The following is a 19,732-nucleotide window of genomic DNA, read 5'->3' on the forward strand; positions in this document are numbered from 1 at the left end:
GGTCAACGGGCGGTCGGCGGCCGATCCGCGGGCGCTCAGCGGCTGGTCAGCGAAGCCGCGATCGCGGCGCGCAGGTCCTTCTTGCTGACCTTCCCGATCCCGGTGGCCGGGAAGGCGGCGACGAACTCGACCCGGTCCGGCACCTTGTACTCGGCGAGCCCGCGCTGCCGCACGAACCTCTTCAACTCGACGCTCTTGGGTGGGTTCTCACGGTGCGAGGCACGCAGCACCACGTAGGCGCAGGTGCGCTCGCCCAGGTACGGGTCGGGCATCGACACCACCGCCGCGTCGTGCACCGCGGGGTGCGCGAGCAGGTGGTTCTCGATCTCCTCGGCGGCGACCTTCTCGCCGCCCCGGTTGATCTGGTCCTTGGCCCGGCCCTCGACCACCAGGTGGCCGGTCGGGGTGCGCCGGACCAGGTCCCCGGTGCGGTAGAACCCGTCCGCGGTGAAGGAGGCGGCGTTGTGCTCGGGCGCGTTCCAGTAGCCGCGGATGGTGTACGGCCCGCGGGTGAGCAGGTGGCCGGTGGCGCCGTCGGACAGGTCCCGGTCCTGGTCGTCCACCACCCGGACCTCGTCGTCCGGCGAGATCGGCCGGCCCTGGGTGGTGGTGATCAGCTCCTCCGGGTCGTCCAGCCGGGTGTAGTTGACCAGTCCCTCGGCCATCCCGAACACCTGCTGGAGCGTGCAGCCCAGCACCGGCCGCACCCTCCGGGCGGCCTCCTCGCTGAACTTGGCGCCGCCGACCAGCAGTACCTCCAGGCTCTCGTACCCGCGGGCGCCGCGCTCGGCGGCGTCCAGCCAGAGCAGTGCGAGCGGCGGCACCAGCCCGGTGATGGTCACGCCCTCGCGCTCGATCAGCGGGAAGGCCGTCTCCGGGGCGGGCTGCGGGCAGAGCACCACCCGGCCGCCGGCGTACAGCGTGCCGAGCGAACCCGGCGAGCTGAGCGGGAAGTTGTGTGCGGCGGGCAGCACGCACAGGTACACGCTGTCCCGGTCCTGCCCGCAGAGCTCGACCGAGCCGCGCAGCGAGTAGATGTAGTCGTCGTGGGTGCGCGGGATCAGCTTCGGCACGCCGGTGCTGCCGCCGGAGAGCTGGAGGAAGGCGACGTCCCCGGGCCCGGGCTCCCCGCCGAAGGCCTCCGGTCCGGGACCGTCGCAGGGCACGTCCGCGAGCCGGGCGTGCTCGCCCGGGTCCTCGCCGGCCACCAGCACCAGCCGAAGCGCGGGGTTCTCCGCCCGTACCCGGGTGGCGAGTTCGCGGTAGTCGTGACCGCCTTCGACGGCCGGCACCACATAGGCGACCGCCCCGGTGAAGGAGCAGAAGTACCCGATCTCGGCGTACCGGTGGGCGGGCAGCGCGAAGACCGGCAGCGCGCCGATCCGGAACAGCGCGAAGACGACCTCGAAGAACTCGGCGGCGTTGGGCAGTTGGACCACCACCCGGTCCCCGGCCCGGATGCCTCGGGCGAGCAGCCCGGCGGCCATCCGGTCGGCCCGGAGGTCGAGTTCGGCGTACGTCCAGCGCCGCTCGGCGGCCGCCACCGAGCGACCGCCCGGGTCGACGACGGCGATGCGCTCGCCGTGCGCGGCGGCGCGTTCGCGCAGCATCCGCCCGAAGGTCTCGCCGCGCCAGTACCCGGCGTCCCGGTAGCGCTCGGCGAACTCGGCGGGGTACGGGGTGAAGCCCGCCCGGGCGGTCTCCAGCGGCGTCACCGGGCCACCCCCGCGGCGTCCAGGAAGGTGCGGAACTTGGCGCTGGTCTCGGCGAGTTCGGCCTCCGGCCGGGACTGCTCGACCACGCCCGCGCCGGCGTACACCCGCAGCGTCCGCTCCTGCGCCTCGGCGCAGCGGATGGTGACCACCCACTCGCCGTCGCCGGTCGCGTCCTCCCAGCCGACCATGCCGGTGTAGAGGCCGCGGTCGAAGGGCTCGACCTCGCCGATGACCCGGCGTGCGACGTCGGTCGGCGTGCCGCAGACCGCCGGGGTGGGGTGCAGTGCGCAGGCCAGTTCCAGGGCGGAGACCGCGGGGTCGGCCAGCTCGCCGCGGATCGTGGTGGCCAGGTGCCACATCGCGGCCGTCCGTACCAGGGTGGGCCGTTCGGGAACTTCGAGGGTGCGGCAGTACGGCGCCAGCGCCTCGCTGATGGCGTCCACCACGACGGCGTGCTCGTGCAGGTCCTTGGGCGACTCGAGCAACGCGGCGGCGCGCCTGACGTCCTCACCGAGATCCTCGCTGCGCGGGACCGAGCCGGCCAGCGGGTTGGCCAGCACGGCCGTTCCCCGCCGGGAGAGCAGGAGTTCGGGGCTGGCGCCGATCAGGGTGCGGCCGCCGCCGGACGGGACGGCGAAGGTGTAGCCACCCGGGTCGCGCCGGGCCAGCCGCTGCAGGATGGCGGGCAGGTCGAGCGGCTCGGCGGCGCTCAGCTCCAGCGTCCGGGCCAGTACCACCTTGCTCAACTCCCCGCCGCGCAGCCGCTCGACGGCCGCCGCGACGCCGGCGCCGTACGCCTCCGGCGCGGGCACCGGGGCGATCCGCCAGTCGATCCGCTCGGCCGCCGGCGCGGGCAGCGCGATCAGTGGGTCGTCGCGCAGCGCCCCGGCGGTACGGACCCGGGAGGGCACGGCGAGTTCGACCCGGCTGTCCCGGTCGAACGCCACCGCGCCGACCACCAGCGGCCGTTCGACCCCGTCCCGGCCCGCCTCGGCCAGCGTCTCGGCGACCCGCACCGGCAGCGGCCGCCCGTCCTGGGGCACCCGGGCGTGCACGCCGGAGCCGAGCAGGGTGCGGGTCGGCGAGGCGAAGAACGCCTCGTCGGAGCCGGCCCGGTACTGGCCGAGCAGTCCGCTGGCCGCGCCGATGACGGCGTGGTCCGGGCCCTCGGCGAGGACGGTCGCCGGGGCGTCGGGCCCGGCGGGTATCGGCCCGGCAGGGGCGTGGTGCACCGTGGTCACGGCGGTCTCTCCAGTCTGGGACGGTTCTACGGGGGACGAGGAGGAACAGGAGGGCGGGGAGGAGAGGGAGGGCGGGCAAGGAGGAGGGACGGACGGGGCGCCGATCGGCACCGCCCTGCCCCGCTCAGGCGCGCAGGGTCGCGCCGCCGTCGACGTACAGGTCGTGCATGGTGATGTGCCGCGCCCGGTCGGAGGCCAGGAACACCACCGCCTCCGCGATGTCGGCGGGCGCGGCGATCCGCCCGAGCGGGATGCCGACCCGCCAGGCGCTCAAGTCGCCCTCGATCACCCGGCGTTCGGCCGCCTCGGCGTCCTCGCCCCACAGGGCGCGCTGCATCTCGGTGTCGGTCGAGCCGGGCGACACCACGTTGCACCGCACCCCGGACCGGGCGAGTTCCAGCCCCAGGCAGCGGGTGAACATGGTGGCCGCCGCCTTTGACGCCGCGTAGGCGGCCATCCCGGCCCGCGGCACCCCGGCGGCGTTGGACCCGACGGTCACGATCGCCCCGCGCCCGCGGTCCGCCATCCGACGGCCGACGGCACGGCCGGTGTGGAAGACGCCGGTGGTGTTGACCGCGAAGGTATCCGCCCAGTCCCCGTCGGAGATTTCGACGACCGGTGCGGTGCGCAGGATTCCCGCGACGTTCACCAGCGTGCCGATCGGCCCGAGTTGGCGTTCGATCAACTCCACGGCGTCGTCGACCGCCTGGGCGGCGGACACGTCGAGCACGTACGGACGCACCGTCGGCAGCTCGGCCACCAGGGCGTCGAGCCCGCCGCGGTTGCGGTCCACCGCCGCGACGACGGCTCCCTCGGCCACCAGCGCCCGCACCACGGCCGCGCCGATGCCCTGCCCGGCCCCGGTGACCATCGCCACGGCACCGGCGAATTCGGACTGCTGCTGCACAGGACATCCCCTCCGACCAGCAAGATTAGGCAAGCCTAACCTAACACAGCTGTTCGCCTGCATCGAGAGCCTGTGCGAACGTCAACTCGCTCCCGCTGGTACCGCGGCGGCCGCCCCCACCGCGAACGCGCCCCCGAACACGAGAAAGCCGCCCGCCCCCGGGTTGGGGGCGGGCGGCCTCTGCGTCTGCGGCCTCGATGTCCTACGGTCTCGGCCTCGGCGTCTGCGGCAGTGGCGCTGGTCGTGCCTGTGGTGCTGGTGGACGTGGTCGCAGTGTCCGGCGGGTCCCTACGGCAGGCGGCTCGCGAAGATCAGGTCGAAGCCGTCACAGCCCTCACCGTCGAGGTGTTCCGCGCGGCGCAGGCCGGCGCGCAGGGCGACGCGCCGGGAGGCGAGGTTCTCCGGGCGGACACGGGCGATCAGGGGGAGGTCCGGGGCGTGGGCGGACGCCCAGGCGGCGACGGTGGTGGCGGCCTCGGTCGCCACGCCGCGACCCCAGGCGGCGGGAGCGAGGCGGTAGAAGAGGTTGAGGATCGGCAGACCCGCCAAGGTCATCGGCTTGATGCCGCAGAAGCCCAGTACGGCCGGGGAGTCGTGCTCGCGGACCGTCCAGTAGCCGAAGCCGTGGCGCTCCCGGACCGCGTTCCAGCGGCCGCACAGCTCTTCGGCCTCCGGTGCGGGTCGCGAGGGCGTCCGAGGGGTTGTGGACGCAGGTGGCCGGGTCCCGGTGGACGGCGAGGACGGCGTCGATGTCGCCCTCCGCGGGGCGCAGCAGGGAGAGCCGTTCGGTCGTCAGTTCCTCGTGCGTGCCCGACCAGCGCGGGCTAACGCGGGGCGGCGGGGGTGGTGGCCGCCTTCGCGGGACCCGAAGGGGCCTTCGCGGGAGCGGTGGGGGTCGTGGCCGGAGATGTGGGGGTCGTCGGTGCCGCACCGGGGCCGGCCGGGGCCGGTGAGAGGCCGGTGCAGCCGCGCAGGCCGTCGCGGCGCTTGAGGGCGGCCTCGGCGGTGGCGCCGCTGACCGGCTCCGGGATGCCCTTGTCGTCGATGGTGGCCGGGGTGAAGGCCTCGCCGGTCACCTTGCCGTCGGCGGCGAGGGTGAGGGTGGTGACACCGGTCTCGTTGGAGTTGGGGTAGTTGGAGGTGCCGTACCAGAGGAAGTTGCCGAAGCCGTAGCCGATGTAGGTGTTGCCGAGCATGCCCGAGCCGACCATGGTGTGCGCGTGGGTGCCGACCACGGCCGTGGCGCCCGCGCCGGCGAGCTTCTTGGCGATGGTGGTCTGCGGACCGGTCGGACAGGCCTTGCCCTCGTCGCCCCAGTGCAGGTAGACGAGCACCACCGGAGCCTGCTGCTTGGCCGTCTCCACCGCCTTGACCAGCGCCGGCACGTCCAGAGCCGAGGCGATGCCCGGCTTGTTGGCGCCGGCCCGCCACTTCTGGTTGGTGAGGTCCTCGACCTGGCTGGCGGCGACCACCGCGACCTTCACCCCGCGCACGGTGGTGACGTACGGGGCGTACGCCTCCTTGGCGTTGCGTCCGAAGCCGACCACCGGGATCGGCGAGGAGTCCTTGGCGGCGAGGGTGTCGGTGAGGCCGTCGGCGCCGAAGTCCACGGCGTGGTTGTTGGCCATCGAGACGACGTCGACGCCCGAGTCCTTGAGCACCGACAGCGCCTTGGGCGAGGTGCGGAAGGTGTACGTCTTCGGCTCCGGGGCGCCGCGCCCGGTGATCGCGGTCTCCAGGTTGAGGACGGACAGGTCGGCGTCGGCGAGGGTGCGGGAGATCGGGCCGAGCGCGAGCTCGGGCGGCTGGACGGCCAGCCGGGCCTCGGTGCGGCCCTCGAAGTGGACGTCCCCGGCGAAGGCGACGGTGATGGTGCCGTCGGGCCGGGGCGGGGCGCTCTTGCCCGGGGCCGTGCCGGAGGGCGAACCGTCCGGCGCCGAGGACGGCGGGACGGGGGCGGCGGAGGCCGGGGCCGGTTCGGGGTCGTCCGGCCCGCAGGCGGCGACGGCGGTTATTCCGACGAGCAGCGCGACGGCGGCCGCGACACGGCGCATGAGTGGATCCCCCCGAGGATGATGCAAGAGCGGTCAGCCTACGCCACCGAATCACCACCACCCGGGCCCGAGCCCGCAACATTCCAGCCACAAAGGACACCCCCGGGCCGGGCTGCGCATCGACGGTCGGACATCGACCGGCGGACATCGCCGACCGCGCATCGGGGGCCCGGCATCGCCGGCCGGTCGCCGGACGCCCCCCTGGCCCGACCGTCCCAATGGCCCCGGCCGACCCGGCCACCGTGTCCCTGGCGCGGAGGCGGGCGGGGCGCGCAGCGTGGTGTGCAGGGAGCGAGTCCCGCGCCGAAGGCCGGGAGGTGTGGCGTGATGGGCAGCAATCAGATCTCCGCCGTGGGCGGCAGTCCCCCGCCCCTCACCCGGGAGCACCGGATCGTGGTCGGGATCGACGGCTCCGGGCCGTCGAAGGCGGCCCTGCGCTGGGCGGTCGGCCAGGCCGTGCTGACCGGCGCGGCGGTGCACGCGGTGGCGGCCTGGGAGTACCCCTCGCTGTACGGGTGGTTCGCGCCGATGGTGGACGACGGCTTCGAGCGGACCGCCCGCCGCACGCTGAGCGCCGAGATCAACGAGATCCTCGGCCCGGACCGCCCGGTGGAGGTCCGGGAGAGCCTGGTGCTCGGCCACGCCGCCGAGGTACTGCTGGAGGCGGCGGCGGGGGCCGACCTGCTGGTGCTGGGCAGCCGGGGCCGGGGCACCTTCGCCCGGACGCTGCTCGGCTCGGTGTCCACCCGCTGCGCCGTGCACGGCGCCTGCCCCGTGGTGATCGTCCGCGCCGACGGGACGGTGGCCGCCCCGCCGCCGGTCGCGGCCGGCGGCGAGGGCGTCGAGCAATCGGCCCCCGGCGCCGTGCGCACCAAGGACTGGCAGCTCAGCCTGCACGTGGTCGAGGACGAGGACACCACCCGGGTGCACGCCGTGCTGAACGCCGACGGCGACGTGCTGCACAGTGACGCCCGCTCCCGCCGCAACCCGCGCGACGCCCCGGCCCCCGCCGTCGGCGACGAGTTCGCGGTCGGCCGCGCCCTGGTGGACCTCGGCCACCAACTGCTGCGCTCCGGCGTCCACGGCGCCACCGGGCCCACCGAGGAGTGAACCGCCGCCCGCGGGCGACCGCCGGGCCGCGGCATGCGCATCGCCCCGTCGGGTACGCCATGCTGAATCACCGCTGGACCACCGCTGGACAATCGCCGAACCGCCGTACCGCCCCTCCCGCGACCCGACCGGAAGAGCCGCACCCCGCCATGGACACCACCCCGGCCCCCGAACCCCCGGCCGCCGAACCCCCGGCCGCCGAACCCCCGGCCGCCGAACCCCCGAACCCCGAGACCGCGATCCCCGAGGCCGTGGCCTCCGAGACCATGGCCTCCGAGACCGTGACGGCCGAGCCCGCGACCTCCGAATGCACCCCGCCCGACGAAGCCCCCGCGCCGGACTTCACCCCCGACGAGCGCGCCCGGGGCCGCGCGCTGCGCCGAGCCCAGCTGCCGTGGGCACTGGGCGGACGGCTGGCAGGCCTGGCGCTGACCCTGCTGCTCGGCCTCACCCCGGCCGGTGCCGCCCTGGTGACCGCCGTCGGCGGCTGGTTCGGCGGCTCCCGGACGGCCGGGGTGCTGGCCGGCGCGGCGGCCCTGGTGGTGCTCGGCCAGGCGCTGCAACTGCCGTTCGGCGCCGGGGCGCGGACCGTCCGGGCCCGGTACGGGCTGGTGACCCAGGGCTGGGCCGGCTGGGCGCTGGACGCCGTACGCGGCCTCGCGCTCACCCTCGTCCTCGTCCTCCCGCTCGCACTGGGCCTGTTCGCATTGACCGCCTGGTCGCCGCAGCACTGGTGGCTGCCGGCGGCGGGCGCGGCGGCGCTGCTGACGGCCGCGCTCTCCTTCCTCCATCCGCTGCTGATCGAGCCGGTGTTCAACCGCTTCTCCCCGATGCCCCCCGGGGAGCTGCGCACCGCGCTGCTCGCGCTGGCCGAACGGGACGACGTCCGGGTGCGGGACGTCCTGGTCGCGGACGCCTCCCGTCGCACCACCGCGCTCAACGCGTACGTCTCCGGGTTCGGGGCGACCCGCCGGATCGTCGCGTACGACACGCTGCTGACCACCGCGGAGCCGCGCGAGGTGGAGCTGGTGGTCGCGCACGAGCTGGGCCACGTCAAGCACCGGGACGTGCCGGTCGGCACCGCGCTGGGCGCGGTCGGCGCGGCCGTCGCGGTGGCCGTCCTCGGCCTGCTCGCCGCCTGGCCGCCGCTGCTGGACGCCGCCGGGGCGACGGACGCGGCGGACCCCCGGGCGCTGCCGCTGCTGGCGGCGCTCGCGGCGCTGCTGGGCACGCTGTCGGGGCCGCCGCAGTGCGCGGTGAGCCGCCGGATCGAGGCCAGGGCGGACCGGCACGCGCTCGAACTGACCGGAGACGTCGAGCAGTTCGTGGCCATGCAGCGCAGACTGGCCGTGGCGAACGTCTCGGATGTCGACCCGCCGAGGGTGCTTGAGCTACTGTTCGCCACTCACCCGAGTGCGACCAGGCGGATCGCCGCCGCCCGCGCATGGCGGGCCGCACCGGAGCAGCGAGCGCCGGGGCGGCGGGCAGCAGGGCGATGAGCGCCGGAGCGGCGAGCACCGGAGCAGCGTGCGACCCCGGGCAAATCCGTTGTATAGTGCAACAAATATCGAGGAGATAGGAACGCCGTGCCCGGCCGCCAGTCGTCCATCGAGACCATCCAGCGCGAGCTGACCGCCTTCGCCCGCCGCGCCCGGCACAAGGCCTCCCAGCTGCACCCCGACCTCTCCCTGGTCACGTACAGCATCCTCGACCTGATCACCGAGCGCGGCGGCTGCCGGGCCGCCGACGTGGCCGCGCACTTCATGCTCGACAAGTCCACCGTCAGCCGCCAGGTCACCGCCCTGGAGAAGCTCGGCCTGCTGGCCCGCGAGACCGATCCGGACGACCAGCGCGGCCAGATCCTGCGCGCCACCGAGGCCGGCCTCACCCTGCTGCGGGACGCCAACGAGCAGCGCAGGCTCTCCTTCACCGCGCGCTTCACCGACTGGTCCGACGAGGACGTCGCCCGCTTCGCCGACTACCTGGCCCGGTACGGCCAGGAGGGCTGACCTGGGGGAGCCACCCGGAACACCGGCCGGAGGGGCCTAACGGAGAGCCGGTCGAAGGGGCCGGTCGAGCCCTTCCGGGTGCGCCCCTCCGCCTCCACGGTGTACAGAGGAGGAGTGCCCCTCCGGCAGCGTCCCGATGCGCCGCACCGCTCGAACGCGACGCATCCCCCCGACCGCCGCCGCGCCTGGCTGCCCGACCGCCGGGTGCTGACGGCGCTGACCCTCGCGCTGATCGTGCTGATCGCCGTGGTCGACATCCTCTCCCCGCCGGACATCCACCTCGGCCCGCTGCTGATCGTCGCCCCCGCCCTCACCGCCTCCTTCGCCGGACCCCGGGCCACCGCCGCGGTCGCCGCGCTCGCGTTCGCCGCGCTGACCGTCATCGGCGCCGTCCGCGACAGCCTGACCAGCGCGAACATCGAGACCCAGCTGAGCGCGCAGCTGATCGTCTCGGTGCTGATCGTCGGCCTGCGGGTGCTGCGCGAGCGGCACGAGCGCGAGCTGGCCCGGGTGCGCTCGGTGTCCGAGGCCGCCCAGCGGGTGCTGCTGCGCCCGCTGCCGGAACGGATCGGACCGCTGCACCTGGCCTCGGTCTACCTGGCCGCCGAGGCCGAGGCGCAGGTCGGCGGCGACCTGTACGCGGCCGCCCGCACCGCCACCGGCACCCGGCTGCTGGTCGGCGACGTCCGCGGCAAGGGACTGTCCTCGCTCGGCGACGCGGCCCTGCTGCTCGGCGCCTTCCGCGCCGCCGCCCACCTGCACGCCGAACTGCCCGACCTGGCGGCCTACCTGGACGGCAGCGTCAGCTGGGACCTCGCCCAGCTCGCCGAACAGTCCCGACGGGACCGCCGCGACCGGCGTGAGCGACGCGAGCGGCAGGGCCTGCAAGCGTTGTCCGCCCTGCCCCTCCCCTCGCCCGAGGAGCCCCCCGAGGAGAGCGGCGAAGCCGGAGAATCCTTCATCACCGCCGTCCTGCTCGACATCCCCGACGACGGTTCCCCGGTCCGCCTGATCGACTGCGGCCACCCGCCCCCACTGCTGCTGCGCGCCGGCGGCATCACCACCCTCGCCGCGCACCATCCCTCCCCGCCGCTGGGCCTCGGCGAACTCGCGCCGGCGCGGTACGAGGCGGAGACCTTCCCGTTCCGGCCCGGCGACCGGCTGCTCATCTACACCGATGGCGTGATCGAGGCCCGCGACGCCCAGCGGCGTTTCTACCCGCTCACCGAACGCGTCACCGCCTGGCGCTCCGAGCGCCCCACCGCCCTGCTGCAGAGCCTGCGCCGCGATCTGCTCGCGCACGTCGGCGGCAGGCTGGACGACGACGCGGCCATGGTGGTGGTCGAGCGGCTGCCGTGAGGGTGGGCGACCGGCAACGACAAGCAATGGATGACGGCTAACAGATGACAGATTTCGAAATCTGTCATCTGATAGCCGTCATCTGAAAGCTGTTCCCTGAAAGCTGTTCCCTGAAAGCTGTTAGCTGAAATCCGTCGGCTGTCGGCTGTCGGCTGTCGATCGGACCCTGCGCCACGGCTTGTACGGCAGCTGCGGCACGTCGAAGCAGTTCGTGGTCATCGACGGCACCTGGGTGACCCAGCCGCCCTGCCCGCCCTGGGCCGAGTCCTGCCAACGGGCGGCGTTCAGGCACGCCCGGGTCGGCCCGGTGGGAGGCGGCTGCGGGACGAAGGAGGCGGGCAGGATCAAGCCGTGCGCGTCGTAGGGCTCGGCGCGGTTCATGAACGCCTCGACGCAGGAGCGCGTCGGCGCGACGCCGCAGGAGTCCAGCGCGTCGGTCAGCCACTGCGCGCCCGCCCAGCCCTCCAGCTCCCAGGCGGACAGCAGGGCGGCCCGGTCCGGGTGGTAGCGGGCCATCGCGGTCCGGAAGTCGTGGACCGCCGGGTACTGCTCGTCCTCGTAGTTCAGGCTCGACGAGGTCGCCCACAGCGCGTTGCGGCAGTCCGGCGAGGAGGCATAGTCGGTGCGCACCGTCTCCGACCAGTTCTGCACGTTGGTGCCCTTCGCCGCCACCGTCACCCCGGCCTCGTCCGGCGCCCGGCACAGCGCCGCGTTGCCCCGGGAGTCCATCGCGTCGAACAGCAGCTGCGAGCCGTCGGCGTGCACCGCCGCGGCCACCGCCTGGAAGTTCGGCAGCGCGAAGTCCACCGTCCGGAGCAGCACCCGGCACCCCTCGGCCTCCAGCCCGGCCTTCAGCTGTCCGGCGTAACGGGTCGAGTCGGCCTGGTTGTGGGCGACCACGGCGGCGCTGGTCGCGCCCAGTCGCTGCTTGAAGAACCGGAAGACCTCGGTGCCCTGGTAGAGCGTGCCGTTCCAGCCGACCGTCCGTCGCGCGGGGCGCCGCTGCCGTAGATCCCGTAGAGGTGCGGCCAGCGGTCGTACTCCGTGCCGATCGGCTGACCGCCGACGTCCGGCACCGCCTTGCCGCTCACGTACGGGGCGCCCGCGTAGTCGAGGACGCTGCCGCTGACGAAGGCGAAGACGTGTTCCCGGTCGATCAGCCGGTGCATGCAGTCCTGGTTGCCGACCCCGCTGCCGCCGTCGTCGCAGGTCACCAGCCGGACGGTGCGCCCGTGCAGGCCGCCGCGGTCGTTGAGGGCCTGGAAGAAGGCCTGGGCGCCGTAGCGCGGACCGCTGAACACCTCGCTGCCGACCGGGCTGGTGAGCGAGGTGACCAGCCCGATCCTGACCTCCGTGGCGGTGACCCCGGTGTCGGAGGCGGGGTTGGCGCTCCCGGCCGCACCGGTGGCTCCGGTCACGCCGGTGGCTCCCGCAGCAGGGGAGGCGAGGGTCTGGCGGGTCGCGAAGGCCTCGGCCGGCAGCCGGCAGCCGGGTGCCGCAGCCGGCGAGCAGCGCGGCGAGGGGCGGCAGGAGGACGGCGAAGCGGCCGGTGAGGGCGCCGCGGGAGCGGTCCGGGCGGACCGCCGCCCGGACACGGCCGGGCCGCCGGCGCGGGAGCGCGTCGTCGGCCGGGCGGCGCGGCGGTCGGCCGCAGCCGGTCAGCCGCAGCCGGGGATCGGGGTGGCCGTGGCACCGCCGGCCTGGGTGAGCAGACCGCACAGGGTCGAGCGGGACACCTTCCAGGTGCCGTTGTCGAGGACGGACTGGCCGGTCGCGCTCGGCTCCACCACGTTGCCCTGCAGCGAGAGCGCGTACGTGACGGTCGCGTCGCTCGCGTCGGTGAACGCGACGCCGGCGACCTTCGCCTGCACCTGGCCGACCCTCGGGTCCTGGGCGAAGCCCTGGAGCGCCGGGAGCAGTTCGTCGCCGCCCTGGAGCAGCTGGGCCTTGTCGGCGATCGGGGTGTCGGGGTCGAAGAACCTCTCCCAGTTGGTGGTGATCTCCCCCTTCGCGGCGGCCGGGTCGGCGGGGGCCGTGCCGGTGGCGGTGGCGGTGGCCGTCGCAGGGGCGGACTCGGTGGCGGTCGCCGTGACGGTGGCACCCGTCCCCGCCGGGGAGGTGGCCGCAGAGCCGGACTTGCCGTCGCTGCCGCACGCCGCCGCCGTACCCGCGAGCAGCAGGACGAGCAGTACCCTCGCCGCCCGCCGGGCCCGGCGGGCGTCCTCGGGGGTGCCGCTTCGCGTCACGTGCATGGTGGTCTTCCCTCTCGACTGCGCCGCCCGGGCCCCGCTCTCCGTGTCCCGGATGCTGTTCCAGGCCGATCCTGGAAACGTCTCAAGTGACACCATGAAGGCGGATCCATGGATGAATCACAATCCGACGGAGAAATCACCCGTAACGCCCCGGAGGGTTCGCCCGTCCGACGCGGCGGCCACCCGCTGCGCGCCGTCCGGGACGGATTCCGTCGGGACGGGTTCCTCCGGGACGGGATCCGTCGGGACGGGTTCCGTCGGACTCGGCCGCTGCGGACCGCCCGGGAGTGGGCGGGCTGGCTGCTCGCCGCGGTCGACGCGGTACTGTGCGTGCTCGGCTGGTACGGGACCTCCGGTGAGCGCTTCGTCGAGCAGCAGGTCCCCTACCTAACCTCGTCCACCATCCCCGGCACGGCACTGATCGTGTCCGGGACCCTCCTGATCGCACTGCGACCGCCGTCCCCGCCGGAGCACACGGATCTGACCGACCGACGGGTGGAACGGCTGTACGACCTGCTGGTCGAACCGGACGCCGGGCCCGCTCCACCGGACCCGGCCGACCGTTCCGGACAGGCCGACCGTTCGGGGCAGGCCGACGAAGCCGGCGAGGCCGATGTCACCGATGACGCCTGGTGGCTGGCCGTCCCCGAGGGCACCCGCTACCACCGGCCGGACTTCCCACTGGTCACCGGCAAGGACCTGGCCGCACCGGTGGACGCGAACGCCGTCCGGACCCGGGGCCTGACGCCCTGCCCGCTCTGCTCTCCGTTCGCCGCCGGGCCGGGCCCCACCCGTCCGGGCGAGTCCGCCCCGCCGAGTGGCTGACCGCCCATGAGCCCGTCGCCCCTCGACGCCGGCACCGTCGCAGGAGTCTCCGCCATCGCCGTCGGCGTCCTCGCCGCCACGATCGGCCGCCTCCCCGGCGGAATCGCCGCCCTCCCCCTCCCCGGCGGACTCGCCGCGCACCCCCGACGGCCCCTCTCCCCGGGTCCCGCCTCACCCCGACCGGCCGCCGACTACGGTCCCTCATCGCACGGGACGGACGGCGATGATCCTCAAGTCCCCCACCACGCAGGCCATCGGGGGACCCGGCGGAACCTTCGGGGCCCCAGCCGCGACGAGGACCACCGAGCCGCCGGGCCAAGGACCGGCAAGCCCCTCGGCCACGGACAGCGGTTGTCGCACGGCCCGCGGAGGGAGAGGGACGACTGTCTCCGCCGGACCGCGGCAGGCGTTGCCCGAGGGGCCAGGGCACACACACTCCGGAACAGCAATGCAGCGGCTACGAGCTGCGGCGGGCCCGTTCAGCCCCACCTGGCTGCCACCGACCCCACGGGGTACGGCCCGGCCGATTGGGCCGGGGAGCGAGGATCACCGCGCGAGGCGGGCGGTCGTGATCACCAGGTCCCCCTGCGCCCAACCCGTCGGGCGATACCGCAGGGCCGTCAGAGCCACCCGGCGAAGTCACCGGCGAGTCACAGCCACGAGCGACCGAACGATGGGCACCGCAGCGAGGGCGGTCCCGAGGCTCTCGGCTCACCCGCTGCTCGCCGCGGCGGAAAGTGCAGCGCACGGGCCGACCGCGGGCAGGGGGCCGGCCGCACGGGCGCATCGTCATCCGCAGGCGCAGGCGCAGGCCCACGCCCACGCCCACGCCCACGCCCACGCCCACAGCGCAGATCACCTCACCGGAGGAACTGCCATGACCACCCCGCCCCACAACGGCAGGCCGCTCCGCAGCGCGCGGGGCACGACCATGAGCGCCACTCCCCCACCGCCCGACTCACCGCGCGGGGCGTCGTGCGGCGGTACGGGGGGATCGAGGCGGTGGGCGGGGTGGACCTGGTGGCGCGGGCGGGGCGGATCACAGCGTTGATCGGGCCCAACGGGGCGGGGAAGAGCACCTTGTTCGACTGTCTGGCCGGGACGGTGCGGCCCGACGGCGGGCGGGTGCCGCTCGGCGGGCGGGACGTCACCGGGCTGCCCGCGCACCGGCGGGTGCGGCTGGGGCTTGGGCGGACCTTCCAGCAGATCGCCGCCGAACCGGCCGGTGGGCAGCCCACGGGGGTGTTGCGCCTGGTGGAGCCGGCACGGGCGTTGGCGGGCGAGCCCCGGGTGCTGCTGCTGGACGAACCGGCGGCGGGCCTCGACGCCGCGCAGACGGCCCGCCTGGTGTCCGTCCTGCGCGGTCTCACCGAGCGCGGCATGGCGCTGCAGCTGGTCGAGCACGACGCCGAACTGGTCGCCGAACTCGCCGATGCCGTCTACGCCATGGTGCAGGGTCGGGTGGTCGCCGCCGGACCGGCCGCGGCCGTCCTGACCGATCCCCGGGTCACCCGGGCGTGGGGAGCCGCCACATGATGCCGAACCGCCCGACCTCCGGGGTGGGTTGATTCCCGTCGAAGCCGCCCTTCGTGCCGCCCGGGTCCGCTACGGCCCGCTGGAGGCGCTGCACGGTGTCGACCTGGACTTCCCGTCCGCCGCCGTCACGGTCCTGCTCGGCCGCAACGGGGCCGGGCGGACCAGCGCGCTGCACGCCCTGGCCGGGGTGGTACCGCTGTCGGGCGGGCGGGCGCTCTGGCGGGACCGGGACATCGGCGGGCTGTCGGTTGCACCAACGGGTGCGGCGGGGCCTGGCCGTGGTCCCGGCCGGTCGCGGGGTGTTCGGTTCGCTGACCGTGGCCGAGAACCTGCTCCTGGGTGGGCCGGGGCGCGCCGAGGTGCTGGAACTGTTCCCGGAGCTGATCGCCCTGCTGGGCCGCCGGGCCGGCGCCCTGTCGGGTGGCGAGCAGCAACTCGTCGCTGTCGGGCGGGCCTTGGCGACGCGGCCCGCTCTGCTCCTGCTGGACGAGCCGGAGCGCGGCCTGGCCCCGGCCGTCACCGCGCGGCTGCACGCCCACCTGCTGGCCGGCGCCGCCGACGGCCGTGCGGCCGTGCTCGCCGCGCAGTCGCTGCCGCACCCCCTGGCCGGGGCCGCGGTGGTGCACGTGCTGCACCGGGGCGAGGTGGCGTTCTCCGGCGAGCCCGGGGAGGTCCTCCCGGGCGGTCTCTTCCCGTCAGGTCCGGACGAGGCCCGGTTTCCGCGCCGGTGACCGGCTGCCCACCGTCCGACAGGAAGCAAGGCAACCAGCCCCGTTGAATTACTTTTTCATGACTTTCGGATGACCTTTCCCTTCCAAACCGGTCGTTACGATGGCCGCACCCATGTCGATCGGGATCGACATAGCCGGGTAGGGGGACCTGACCGTGAACCACATCCACGTCCAGACACATGCGTTGCGACAGTCGGCGAACGGCCTCACGGAGGCCGCCAAGACCTTCGGCCCCGTCGGGCACTGGCTCGACAACAGCCACACGGCCGCCGACGCGATGTCGGCCTGGGACTCCGGTCCGGCACTGAAGGACTGCGCCGACGCCTGGCAGGCCCACGTGAAGTCGGTCGTCGATCAACTCCATCTCTACTCCTCACAGTTGCACGAGTCGGCGCAGTCCTACGACCAGGCCGACCAGGAGTACGCCCGCCGGCTCGACGCCGCACTCGGTGACCTCGGGGGCACGGAACCGGGGCAGCAGCCGTGACGATGACCATCGCGGCGCTCAAGGCCGCCAACAGCATCGACGTCGATGCCGCCGCCGGCTCCTGGCTCTCCCTGTCCAAGCAGGCGTGGCAGGCCGTCAACGACATCCATGCCAACGGTGTCGACCCGCTCAAGGAGAACTGGAAGGACAAGGTCGGCGAGGCCGCCGGCCGCAAGCTCCAGGAGCAGGCCCAGATCCTGGAGGCCGGCGCGGACATCATGCGCGGCGTCGTCATGATCCTCGACGGGCTGAGCGCCGGCATCACCCGGGCCAAGCTCACCCTGAACTCCGCCCTGGACATGGCCCAGCAGTACGGCCTCACCGTCGACGAGACCACCGCCACCGTCCACGGCAGCGGCGGCGCGGCGGCCTCGAACGACAACGCCGTCCAGGAGGTGGACGCCATGCTCCAGGAGGCGCTGCGCGAGGCCGCCCAGGCCGACAAGCTGGCCTCCGCCGAACTGCGCAAGCTCGCCGCCGCGACCTGCGAGACCGACCCGCGCAAGGCACTGGACCAGCTCCAGCGCGAAGCCTCGCAGACCGAACTGTCCATGTACACCGGGGGCATCCCCAGCGGGCAGGACCCCCGACTGGTCGCCGACTGGTGGAAGGCGCTGACCGACAACCAGCACAAGCAGCTGATGCTCTCCGACCCCGTGACCCTCGCCAACCTCCCGGGCATCCCCGACGACGTGAAGGTGGGCCTGCGCGGCGGGCCCAACGCCAAGTACGACCGGGTGAAGACGGTCCAGTGGGCGCTGGAGCACTGGAACGACACCACCATCGACGTCTTCGACGACAACTGCACCAACTTCGCCTCCGAGGCGCTGCGCCAGGGCGGCGTGCACGCCAAGTGGGACCAGTGGTGGGGCTGGCGCGGGGACGACACCTGGGGACGCAGCGACGACGCGGGCGGCGACTGGCTCGACCAGCGGCTCGACTATTCGAAGAGCTGGGCCGGGGCGCAGAACATGCACGACTTCATGATGCGCCACGGCGGTCAGGAGGTCCCGCCGGGCGAAGTGAAGCCCGGGGACATCGTCTACTACGAGGAGGACTCCGACCAGGACTCCCAGGACAAGAAGGGCGTCGTCCACCACACCGCGGTGGTGACGGCGGTGACCCCGGACGGGGACATCCGCTACACCCAGCACAGCGGCGGCCAGCAGAACGCGAGCATGGGCGGCCGGATCGACAGCTTCCAGGAGCAGCGCGGGCACCAGAAGCTGCACTTCGTCCGCGTGAATCCGGACTGGTACTAGGCGTATGAGTGAAGAACAGCGCTCCCCGCGGTGGCTCCGGGCGGGCGGCCCGCTGCTGCTCGCCTGCCTCGGGTGGGCGTGCGGCGTGCCGACGCTCGTCGCGGACGGCGACATCCACGGGCTCGTGAGCCGCTGCCAGGACAGCCCCGGCGCCCCGGCCCCCGTACTGCCGCTCGCCTGGGCGGGGTTGGGGCTGGCCGTCGTCTCGGTGTGCTGGGGCGGCTGGCAGCTCGTCGCCGCCGTGCGCCGCAGGACGTTCCGGATCGGCCCGGGGCACGCCCTGCTGTGCGTACTTCTGCCGCTGGCGGCGATCGGGGTGCCGTTCCAGTACGCCCTGGTGCAGACCGCCGTGCACGACACCGGGGCTCAGCGGAGCAGCTGCTTCGGGCAGGGCCCGCTCACGGGCGCGGTCGATCCGGCCGCGGTGCCCCGGACACGGCTCCCGGCCTGATCGCCGCCGGGCAACCCGGCGCACGAACCCGAACCCGAACCCGAACCCGAGGCCGAGGCCGAGCCCGAGCCCGAGCCCGAGCCCGAGGCTGAGACTGACAGCGAAGCCGCCGAGGGCGGCGGGCACGACGGCCGTCGTGCCGAGGACGCGCGGGTGGTAGTGGTAGAGGTCGAACACGCCGAGGCTCCTCCCCGGGGACCCGGACGGTCCCCGCTCGTGGTGCCTCAACGATGACCCCGGCCGGCCCTCCCCCGCATGTACCGAACGGCACATCCTGAGCAGCGGCACCCCCGTACTCCCCTGCCGATCGGCCCAGTTCCCCAGGTCCCGGCCCCTCCGGCCCCGGCCCCCTCGACTCCCGGCCCCTCCGGCCCCGGCCCCTCGGCCGCCCTCGGCCGCCCGCGGCCGCCTGCGGCCGGGCCTACGGCTGGCGCACGTAAGGGGTCGTCGTGCTCACCCAGGCGAAGCCGAGGCGCTGGAGGATGGGCCGGCTCTGGTCGCTCGCGTCGACCTGGAGGTACTGGTAGCCGAGTTCGGCCGCGAGCCGGGCCCGGTGGGCGATGAGGGCCCGGTAGATGCCCCGGCCGCGCCAGTCCGGTGCGGTGCCGCCGCCCCAGAGGCCGGCGAACCCGGTGTCCGGGACCAGCTCCATCCGGGCGCCGCTGACCGGGCGGTCGCCGGCCATCGCGACGACCATGCTGACCGTCGAGGTGCCGTGCCGCAGGTGGTCGAGCAACCGCGCGCGCAGCCCGGGGTGCTCGGAGCCGAAGGCCTGTTCGTGGGCCTCCATCAGCAGGTCCACCCCGGCCGGGTCGGTCACCGGGAGCAGCCGGACCCCCTCGGGCAGGGCCGCGTCGGTGGGCAGGTCCGCGATCCGGGCGAGCATCAGCGCCTCGTCCGGCTCCGGGGTGAAGCCGGCCGCCAGCAGCCTGGCGCCGAGATCGGCGGGGCGGTCGTGGGAGTAGGCCTTCCACTCGAACTCCAGGCCCAGTCCGGCGAAGTGGCGCACCTGCGCGGCGATCGCCGCGTCCGCGCCGGCCTCGTCCAGGCCGGACCAGACGACGCCGTTCCAGCTGTGCTCCGGGCCCACCTGCCGGATCACCGCACCGTCGCGTTCGACGCGGCAGCCGGGGTCGGGCGGCGCGTTGCGCCGGAGCCGGTCGTCGAACAGGGCGAGCACCTCGTCATGATCCATCCGCTCACTCCAGCACGGTCCGGGAGCGCGCGCCATCGAGTTTCCGTGCCGCCGACCGCGGGCGACGGTCCCCGGCGGTCGCATCCACGGCGGTCGCACCCGCGGCGGTCGCACCCACGGGGGCCGCATCCGCGGGGGCCGCATCCGCGCCCGGCGTCCGCTCCGCCGCCCCGATCCGGCCGGACCGGATCGCCTCGCCCGGCGCCCGAGCACCCATGATGGCGTCCAACAGGCCCCGGGCCCGGTCGAGTTCGTCCATCTGCCGGGTGATCCTGGCGCGCTCCCGGGCCAGGCCGGCGAGCAACTCGGGGCAGGTCGGGCCGGGCGTTCGCTGCCCGGGAAGCGGCAGGCCGTGGAGGATCTCGGCGATCACGGTGCTGTTGAGCCCGGCCGCGAGGAGGGTGCGGATGCCCCGGACGGTGTCCACGTCCCGCTCGTCGTACTCGCGGTAGCCGCTGGGGCGGCGCTCGGGGGCGAGCAGCCCCTGCTCCTCGTAGTAGCGCAGGGCGCGCGGGGTGACGCCGGCGCGCCGGGCGAGTTCTCCGATCCGCATCGCGGACACCTCCTCGGCGGAGCGTCCGCGCCGTCCGCCGCGACG

At 74.4% G+C, this 19,732-nt stretch carries 20 protein-coding genes and 1 pseudogene; 11 read left to right on the top strand and 10 right to left on the bottom strand.

Going from position 1 to position 19,732, the window contains the following annotated elements; all coding sequences use genetic code 11:
- Positions 1 to 35: 35 nt before the first annotated feature.
- The 5 genes from ACFVGO_RS07300 to ACFVGO_RS07320 form a co-directional block, all read right to left on the bottom strand.
- Entirely contained in the window at positions 36 to 1,715 is a 1,680-nt protein-coding gene (locus ACFVGO_RS07300) for a (2,3-dihydroxybenzoyl)adenylate synthase (RefSeq protein WP_380631031.1), read from the bottom strand.
- Positions 1,712 to 2,923, bottom strand: a complete 1,212-nt coding sequence (gene dhbC, locus ACFVGO_RS07305; protein WP_380631063.1) for an isochorismate synthase DhbC — start codon at positions 2,921 to 2,923, stop codon at positions 1,712 to 1,714. The genes ACFVGO_RS07300 and dhbC overlap by 4 nt, the downstream gene beginning before the upstream one ends.
- Before the next feature lie 157 nt (positions 2,924 to 3,080).
- Positions 3,081 to 3,863: a 2,3-dihydro-2,3-dihydroxybenzoate dehydrogenase gene (locus ACFVGO_RS07310; protein ID WP_359904319.1), complete on the bottom strand. Its 783-nt coding sequence runs from the start codon at positions 3,861 to 3,863 to the stop codon at positions 3,081 to 3,083.
- A gap of 288 nt (positions 3,864 to 4,151) precedes the next feature.
- Positions 4,152 to 4,523, bottom strand: coding sequence for a GNAT family N-acetyltransferase (locus ACFVGO_RS07315; RefSeq protein ID WP_380631064.1), 372 nt, complete (start codon positions 4,521 to 4,523; stop codon positions 4,152 to 4,154).
- A 164-nt stretch (positions 4,524 to 4,687) separates the two neighbouring features.
- Entirely contained in the window at positions 4,688 to 5,917 is a 1,230-nt protein-coding gene (locus ACFVGO_RS07320) for a CapA family protein (protein WP_380631032.1), read from the bottom strand.
- A 327-nt stretch (positions 5,918 to 6,244) separates the two neighbouring features.
- Here ACFVGO_RS07320 and ACFVGO_RS07325 point away from each other — a divergent pair, with 327 nt between their 5' ends.
- The 4 genes from ACFVGO_RS07325 to ACFVGO_RS07340 all read left to right on the top strand — a co-directional run bounded on the left by ACFVGO_RS07325 (position 6,245) and on the right by ACFVGO_RS07340 (position 10,395).
- Positions 6,245 to 7,027, top strand: coding sequence for a universal stress protein (locus ACFVGO_RS07325; protein ID WP_380631033.1), 783 nt, complete (start codon positions 6,245 to 6,247; stop codon positions 7,025 to 7,027).
- A gap of 149 nt (positions 7,028 to 7,176) precedes the next feature.
- Positions 7,177 to 8,526, top strand: coding sequence for a M48 family metalloprotease (locus ACFVGO_RS07330; RefSeq protein WP_380631034.1), 1,350 nt, complete (start codon positions 7,177 to 7,179; stop codon positions 8,524 to 8,526).
- Positions 8,527 to 8,613: 87 nt separating this feature from the next.
- Positions 8,614 to 9,036 (top strand): MarR family transcriptional regulator, encoded by a 423-nt coding sequence (locus ACFVGO_RS07335; RefSeq protein WP_359904334.1) that lies wholly within the window; start codon positions 8,614 to 8,616, stop codon positions 9,034 to 9,036.
- 204 nt (positions 9,037 to 9,240) lie between these two features.
- On the top strand, positions 9,241 to 10,395 hold the full coding sequence (locus ACFVGO_RS07340; RefSeq protein WP_380631065.1) for a PP2C family protein-serine/threonine phosphatase: 1,155 nt from the start codon (positions 9,241 to 9,243) through the stop codon (positions 10,393 to 10,395).
- A gap of 120 nt (positions 10,396 to 10,515) precedes the next feature.
- Here the strand turns inward: ACFVGO_RS07340 and ACFVGO_RS07345 are convergent, their stop codons facing one another.
- From ACFVGO_RS07345 to ACFVGO_RS07355, 3 genes are all read right to left on the bottom strand, one after another.
- A complete protein-coding gene (locus tag ACFVGO_RS07345; protein WP_380631035.1) occupies positions 10,516 to 11,295 on the bottom strand; it encodes an ABC transporter substrate-binding protein in 780 nt (259 codons plus the stop codon).
- The gene (locus tag ACFVGO_RS07350; protein ID WP_380631036.1) at positions 11,247 to 11,813 is read right to left on the bottom strand and encodes an ABC transporter substrate-binding protein; all 567 of its coding nucleotides are present in this window, start codon (positions 11,811 to 11,813) and stop codon (positions 11,247 to 11,249) included. Before ACFVGO_RS07350 ends, ACFVGO_RS07345 begins: the two co-directional genes overlap by 49 nt.
- A 240-nt stretch (positions 11,814 to 12,053) precedes the next feature.
- Complete coding sequence (locus ACFVGO_RS07355) at positions 12,054 to 12,647, bottom strand: hypothetical protein (protein ID WP_380631037.1); 594 nt, start codon at positions 12,645 to 12,647, stop codon at positions 12,054 to 12,056.
- Between the two features lie 108 nt (positions 12,648 to 12,755).
- Here ACFVGO_RS07355 and ACFVGO_RS07360 point away from each other — a divergent pair, with 108 nt between their 5' ends.
- From ACFVGO_RS07360 to ACFVGO_RS07390, 7 genes and pseudogenes are all read left to right on the top strand, one after another.
- Positions 12,756 to 13,472 (top strand): hypothetical protein, encoded by a 717-nt coding sequence (locus ACFVGO_RS07360; RefSeq protein ID WP_380631038.1) that lies wholly within the window; start codon positions 12,756 to 12,758, stop codon positions 13,470 to 13,472.
- Between the two features lie 6 nt (positions 13,473 to 13,478).
- Positions 13,479 to 15,008 carry an ABC transporter ATP-binding protein gene (locus tag ACFVGO_RS07365; RefSeq protein WP_380631039.1) on the top strand — a complete coding sequence of 510 codons (1,530 nt, stop codon included), beginning with the start codon at positions 13,479 to 13,481 and terminating at the stop codon, positions 15,006 to 15,008.
- Between the two features lie 28 nt (positions 15,009 to 15,036).
- Positions 15,037 to 15,183: pseudogene (locus tag ACFVGO_RS07370) on the top strand (ABC transporter); the annotation flags it as partial.
- Between the two features lie 103 nt (positions 15,184 to 15,286).
- Positions 15,287 to 15,739, top strand: coding sequence for an ATP-binding cassette domain-containing protein (locus ACFVGO_RS07375; protein ID WP_380631040.1), 453 nt, complete (start codon positions 15,287 to 15,289; stop codon positions 15,737 to 15,739).
- 154 nt (positions 15,740 to 15,893) lie between these two features.
- The gene (locus ACFVGO_RS07380; protein ID WP_359904355.1) at positions 15,894 to 16,226 is read left to right on the top strand and encodes a type VII secretion target; all 333 of its coding nucleotides are present in this window, start codon (positions 15,894 to 15,896) and stop codon (positions 16,224 to 16,226) included.
- A gap of 2 nt (positions 16,227 to 16,228) precedes the next feature.
- Positions 16,229 to 17,488, top strand: coding sequence for an amidase domain-containing protein (locus tag ACFVGO_RS07385; RefSeq protein WP_359904434.1), 1,260 nt, complete (start codon positions 16,229 to 16,231; stop codon positions 17,486 to 17,488).
- 4 nt (positions 17,489 to 17,492) lie between these two features.
- Entirely contained in the window at positions 17,493 to 17,939 is a 447-nt protein-coding gene (locus tag ACFVGO_RS07390) for a hypothetical protein (RefSeq protein WP_380631041.1), read from the top strand.
- Between the two features lie 421 nt (positions 17,940 to 18,360).
- Here the strand turns inward: ACFVGO_RS07390 and ACFVGO_RS07395 are convergent, their stop codons facing one another.
- Positions 18,361 to 19,134, bottom strand: coding sequence for a GNAT family N-acetyltransferase (locus ACFVGO_RS07395; RefSeq protein ID WP_380348442.1), 774 nt, complete (start codon positions 19,132 to 19,134; stop codon positions 18,361 to 18,363).
- Between the two features lie 4 nt (positions 19,135 to 19,138).
- A complete protein-coding gene (locus tag ACFVGO_RS07400; protein WP_380348444.1) occupies positions 19,139 to 19,687 on the bottom strand; it encodes a MerR family transcriptional regulator in 549 nt (182 codons plus the stop codon).
- Positions 19,688 to 19,732 lie beyond the last annotated feature (45 nt).

Source organism: Kitasatospora sp. NPDC057738 (genome assembly GCF_042798815.1).
GTDB classification, from domain to species: Bacteria; Actinomycetota; Actinomycetes; order Streptomycetales; family Streptomycetaceae; genus Kitasatospora; species Kitasatospora lactacystinica.

What these genes read in the sequence shown, in the direction of transcription:
- ACFVGO_RS07360 (WP_380631038.1), top strand. Translation starts at nt 12,756, where the DNA reads ATGGATGAATCACAATCCGACGGAGAAATCACCCGTAACGCCCCGGAG.
- ACFVGO_RS07385 (WP_359904434.1), top strand. Translation starts at nt 16,229, where the DNA reads ATGACCATCGCGGCGCTCAAGGCCGCCAACAGCATCGACGTCGATGCC.
- ACFVGO_RS07330 (WP_380631034.1), top strand. Translation starts at nt 7,177, where the DNA reads ATGGACACCACCCCGGCCCCCGAACCCCCGGCCGCCGAACCCCCGGCC.
- ACFVGO_RS07365 (WP_380631039.1), top strand. Translation starts at nt 13,479, where the DNA reads ATGAGCCCGTCGCCCCTCGACGCCGGCACCGTCGCAGGAGTCTCCGCC.
- ACFVGO_RS07355 (WP_380631037.1), bottom strand. Translation starts at nt 12,647, where the DNA reads ATGCACGTGACGCGAAGCGGCACCCCCGAGGACGCCCGCCGGGCCCGG.
- ACFVGO_RS07320 (WP_380631032.1), bottom strand. Translation starts at nt 5,917, where the DNA reads ATGCGCCGTGTCGCGGCCGCCGTCGCGCTGCTCGTCGGAATAACCGCC.
- ACFVGO_RS07325 (WP_380631033.1), top strand. Translation starts at nt 6,245, where the DNA reads ATGGGCAGCAATCAGATCTCCGCCGTGGGCGGCAGTCCCCCGCCCCTC.
- ACFVGO_RS07400 (WP_380348444.1), bottom strand. Translation starts at nt 19,687, where the DNA reads ATGCGGATCGGAGAACTCGCCCGGCGCGCCGGCGTCACCCCGCGCGCC.
- ACFVGO_RS07390 (WP_380631041.1), top strand. Translation starts at nt 17,493, where the DNA reads ATGAGTGAAGAACAGCGCTCCCCGCGGTGGCTCCGGGCGGGCGGCCCG.
- ACFVGO_RS07395 (WP_380348442.1), bottom strand. Translation starts at nt 19,134, where the DNA reads ATGGATCATGACGAGGTGCTCGCCCTGTTCGACGACCGGCTCCGGCGC.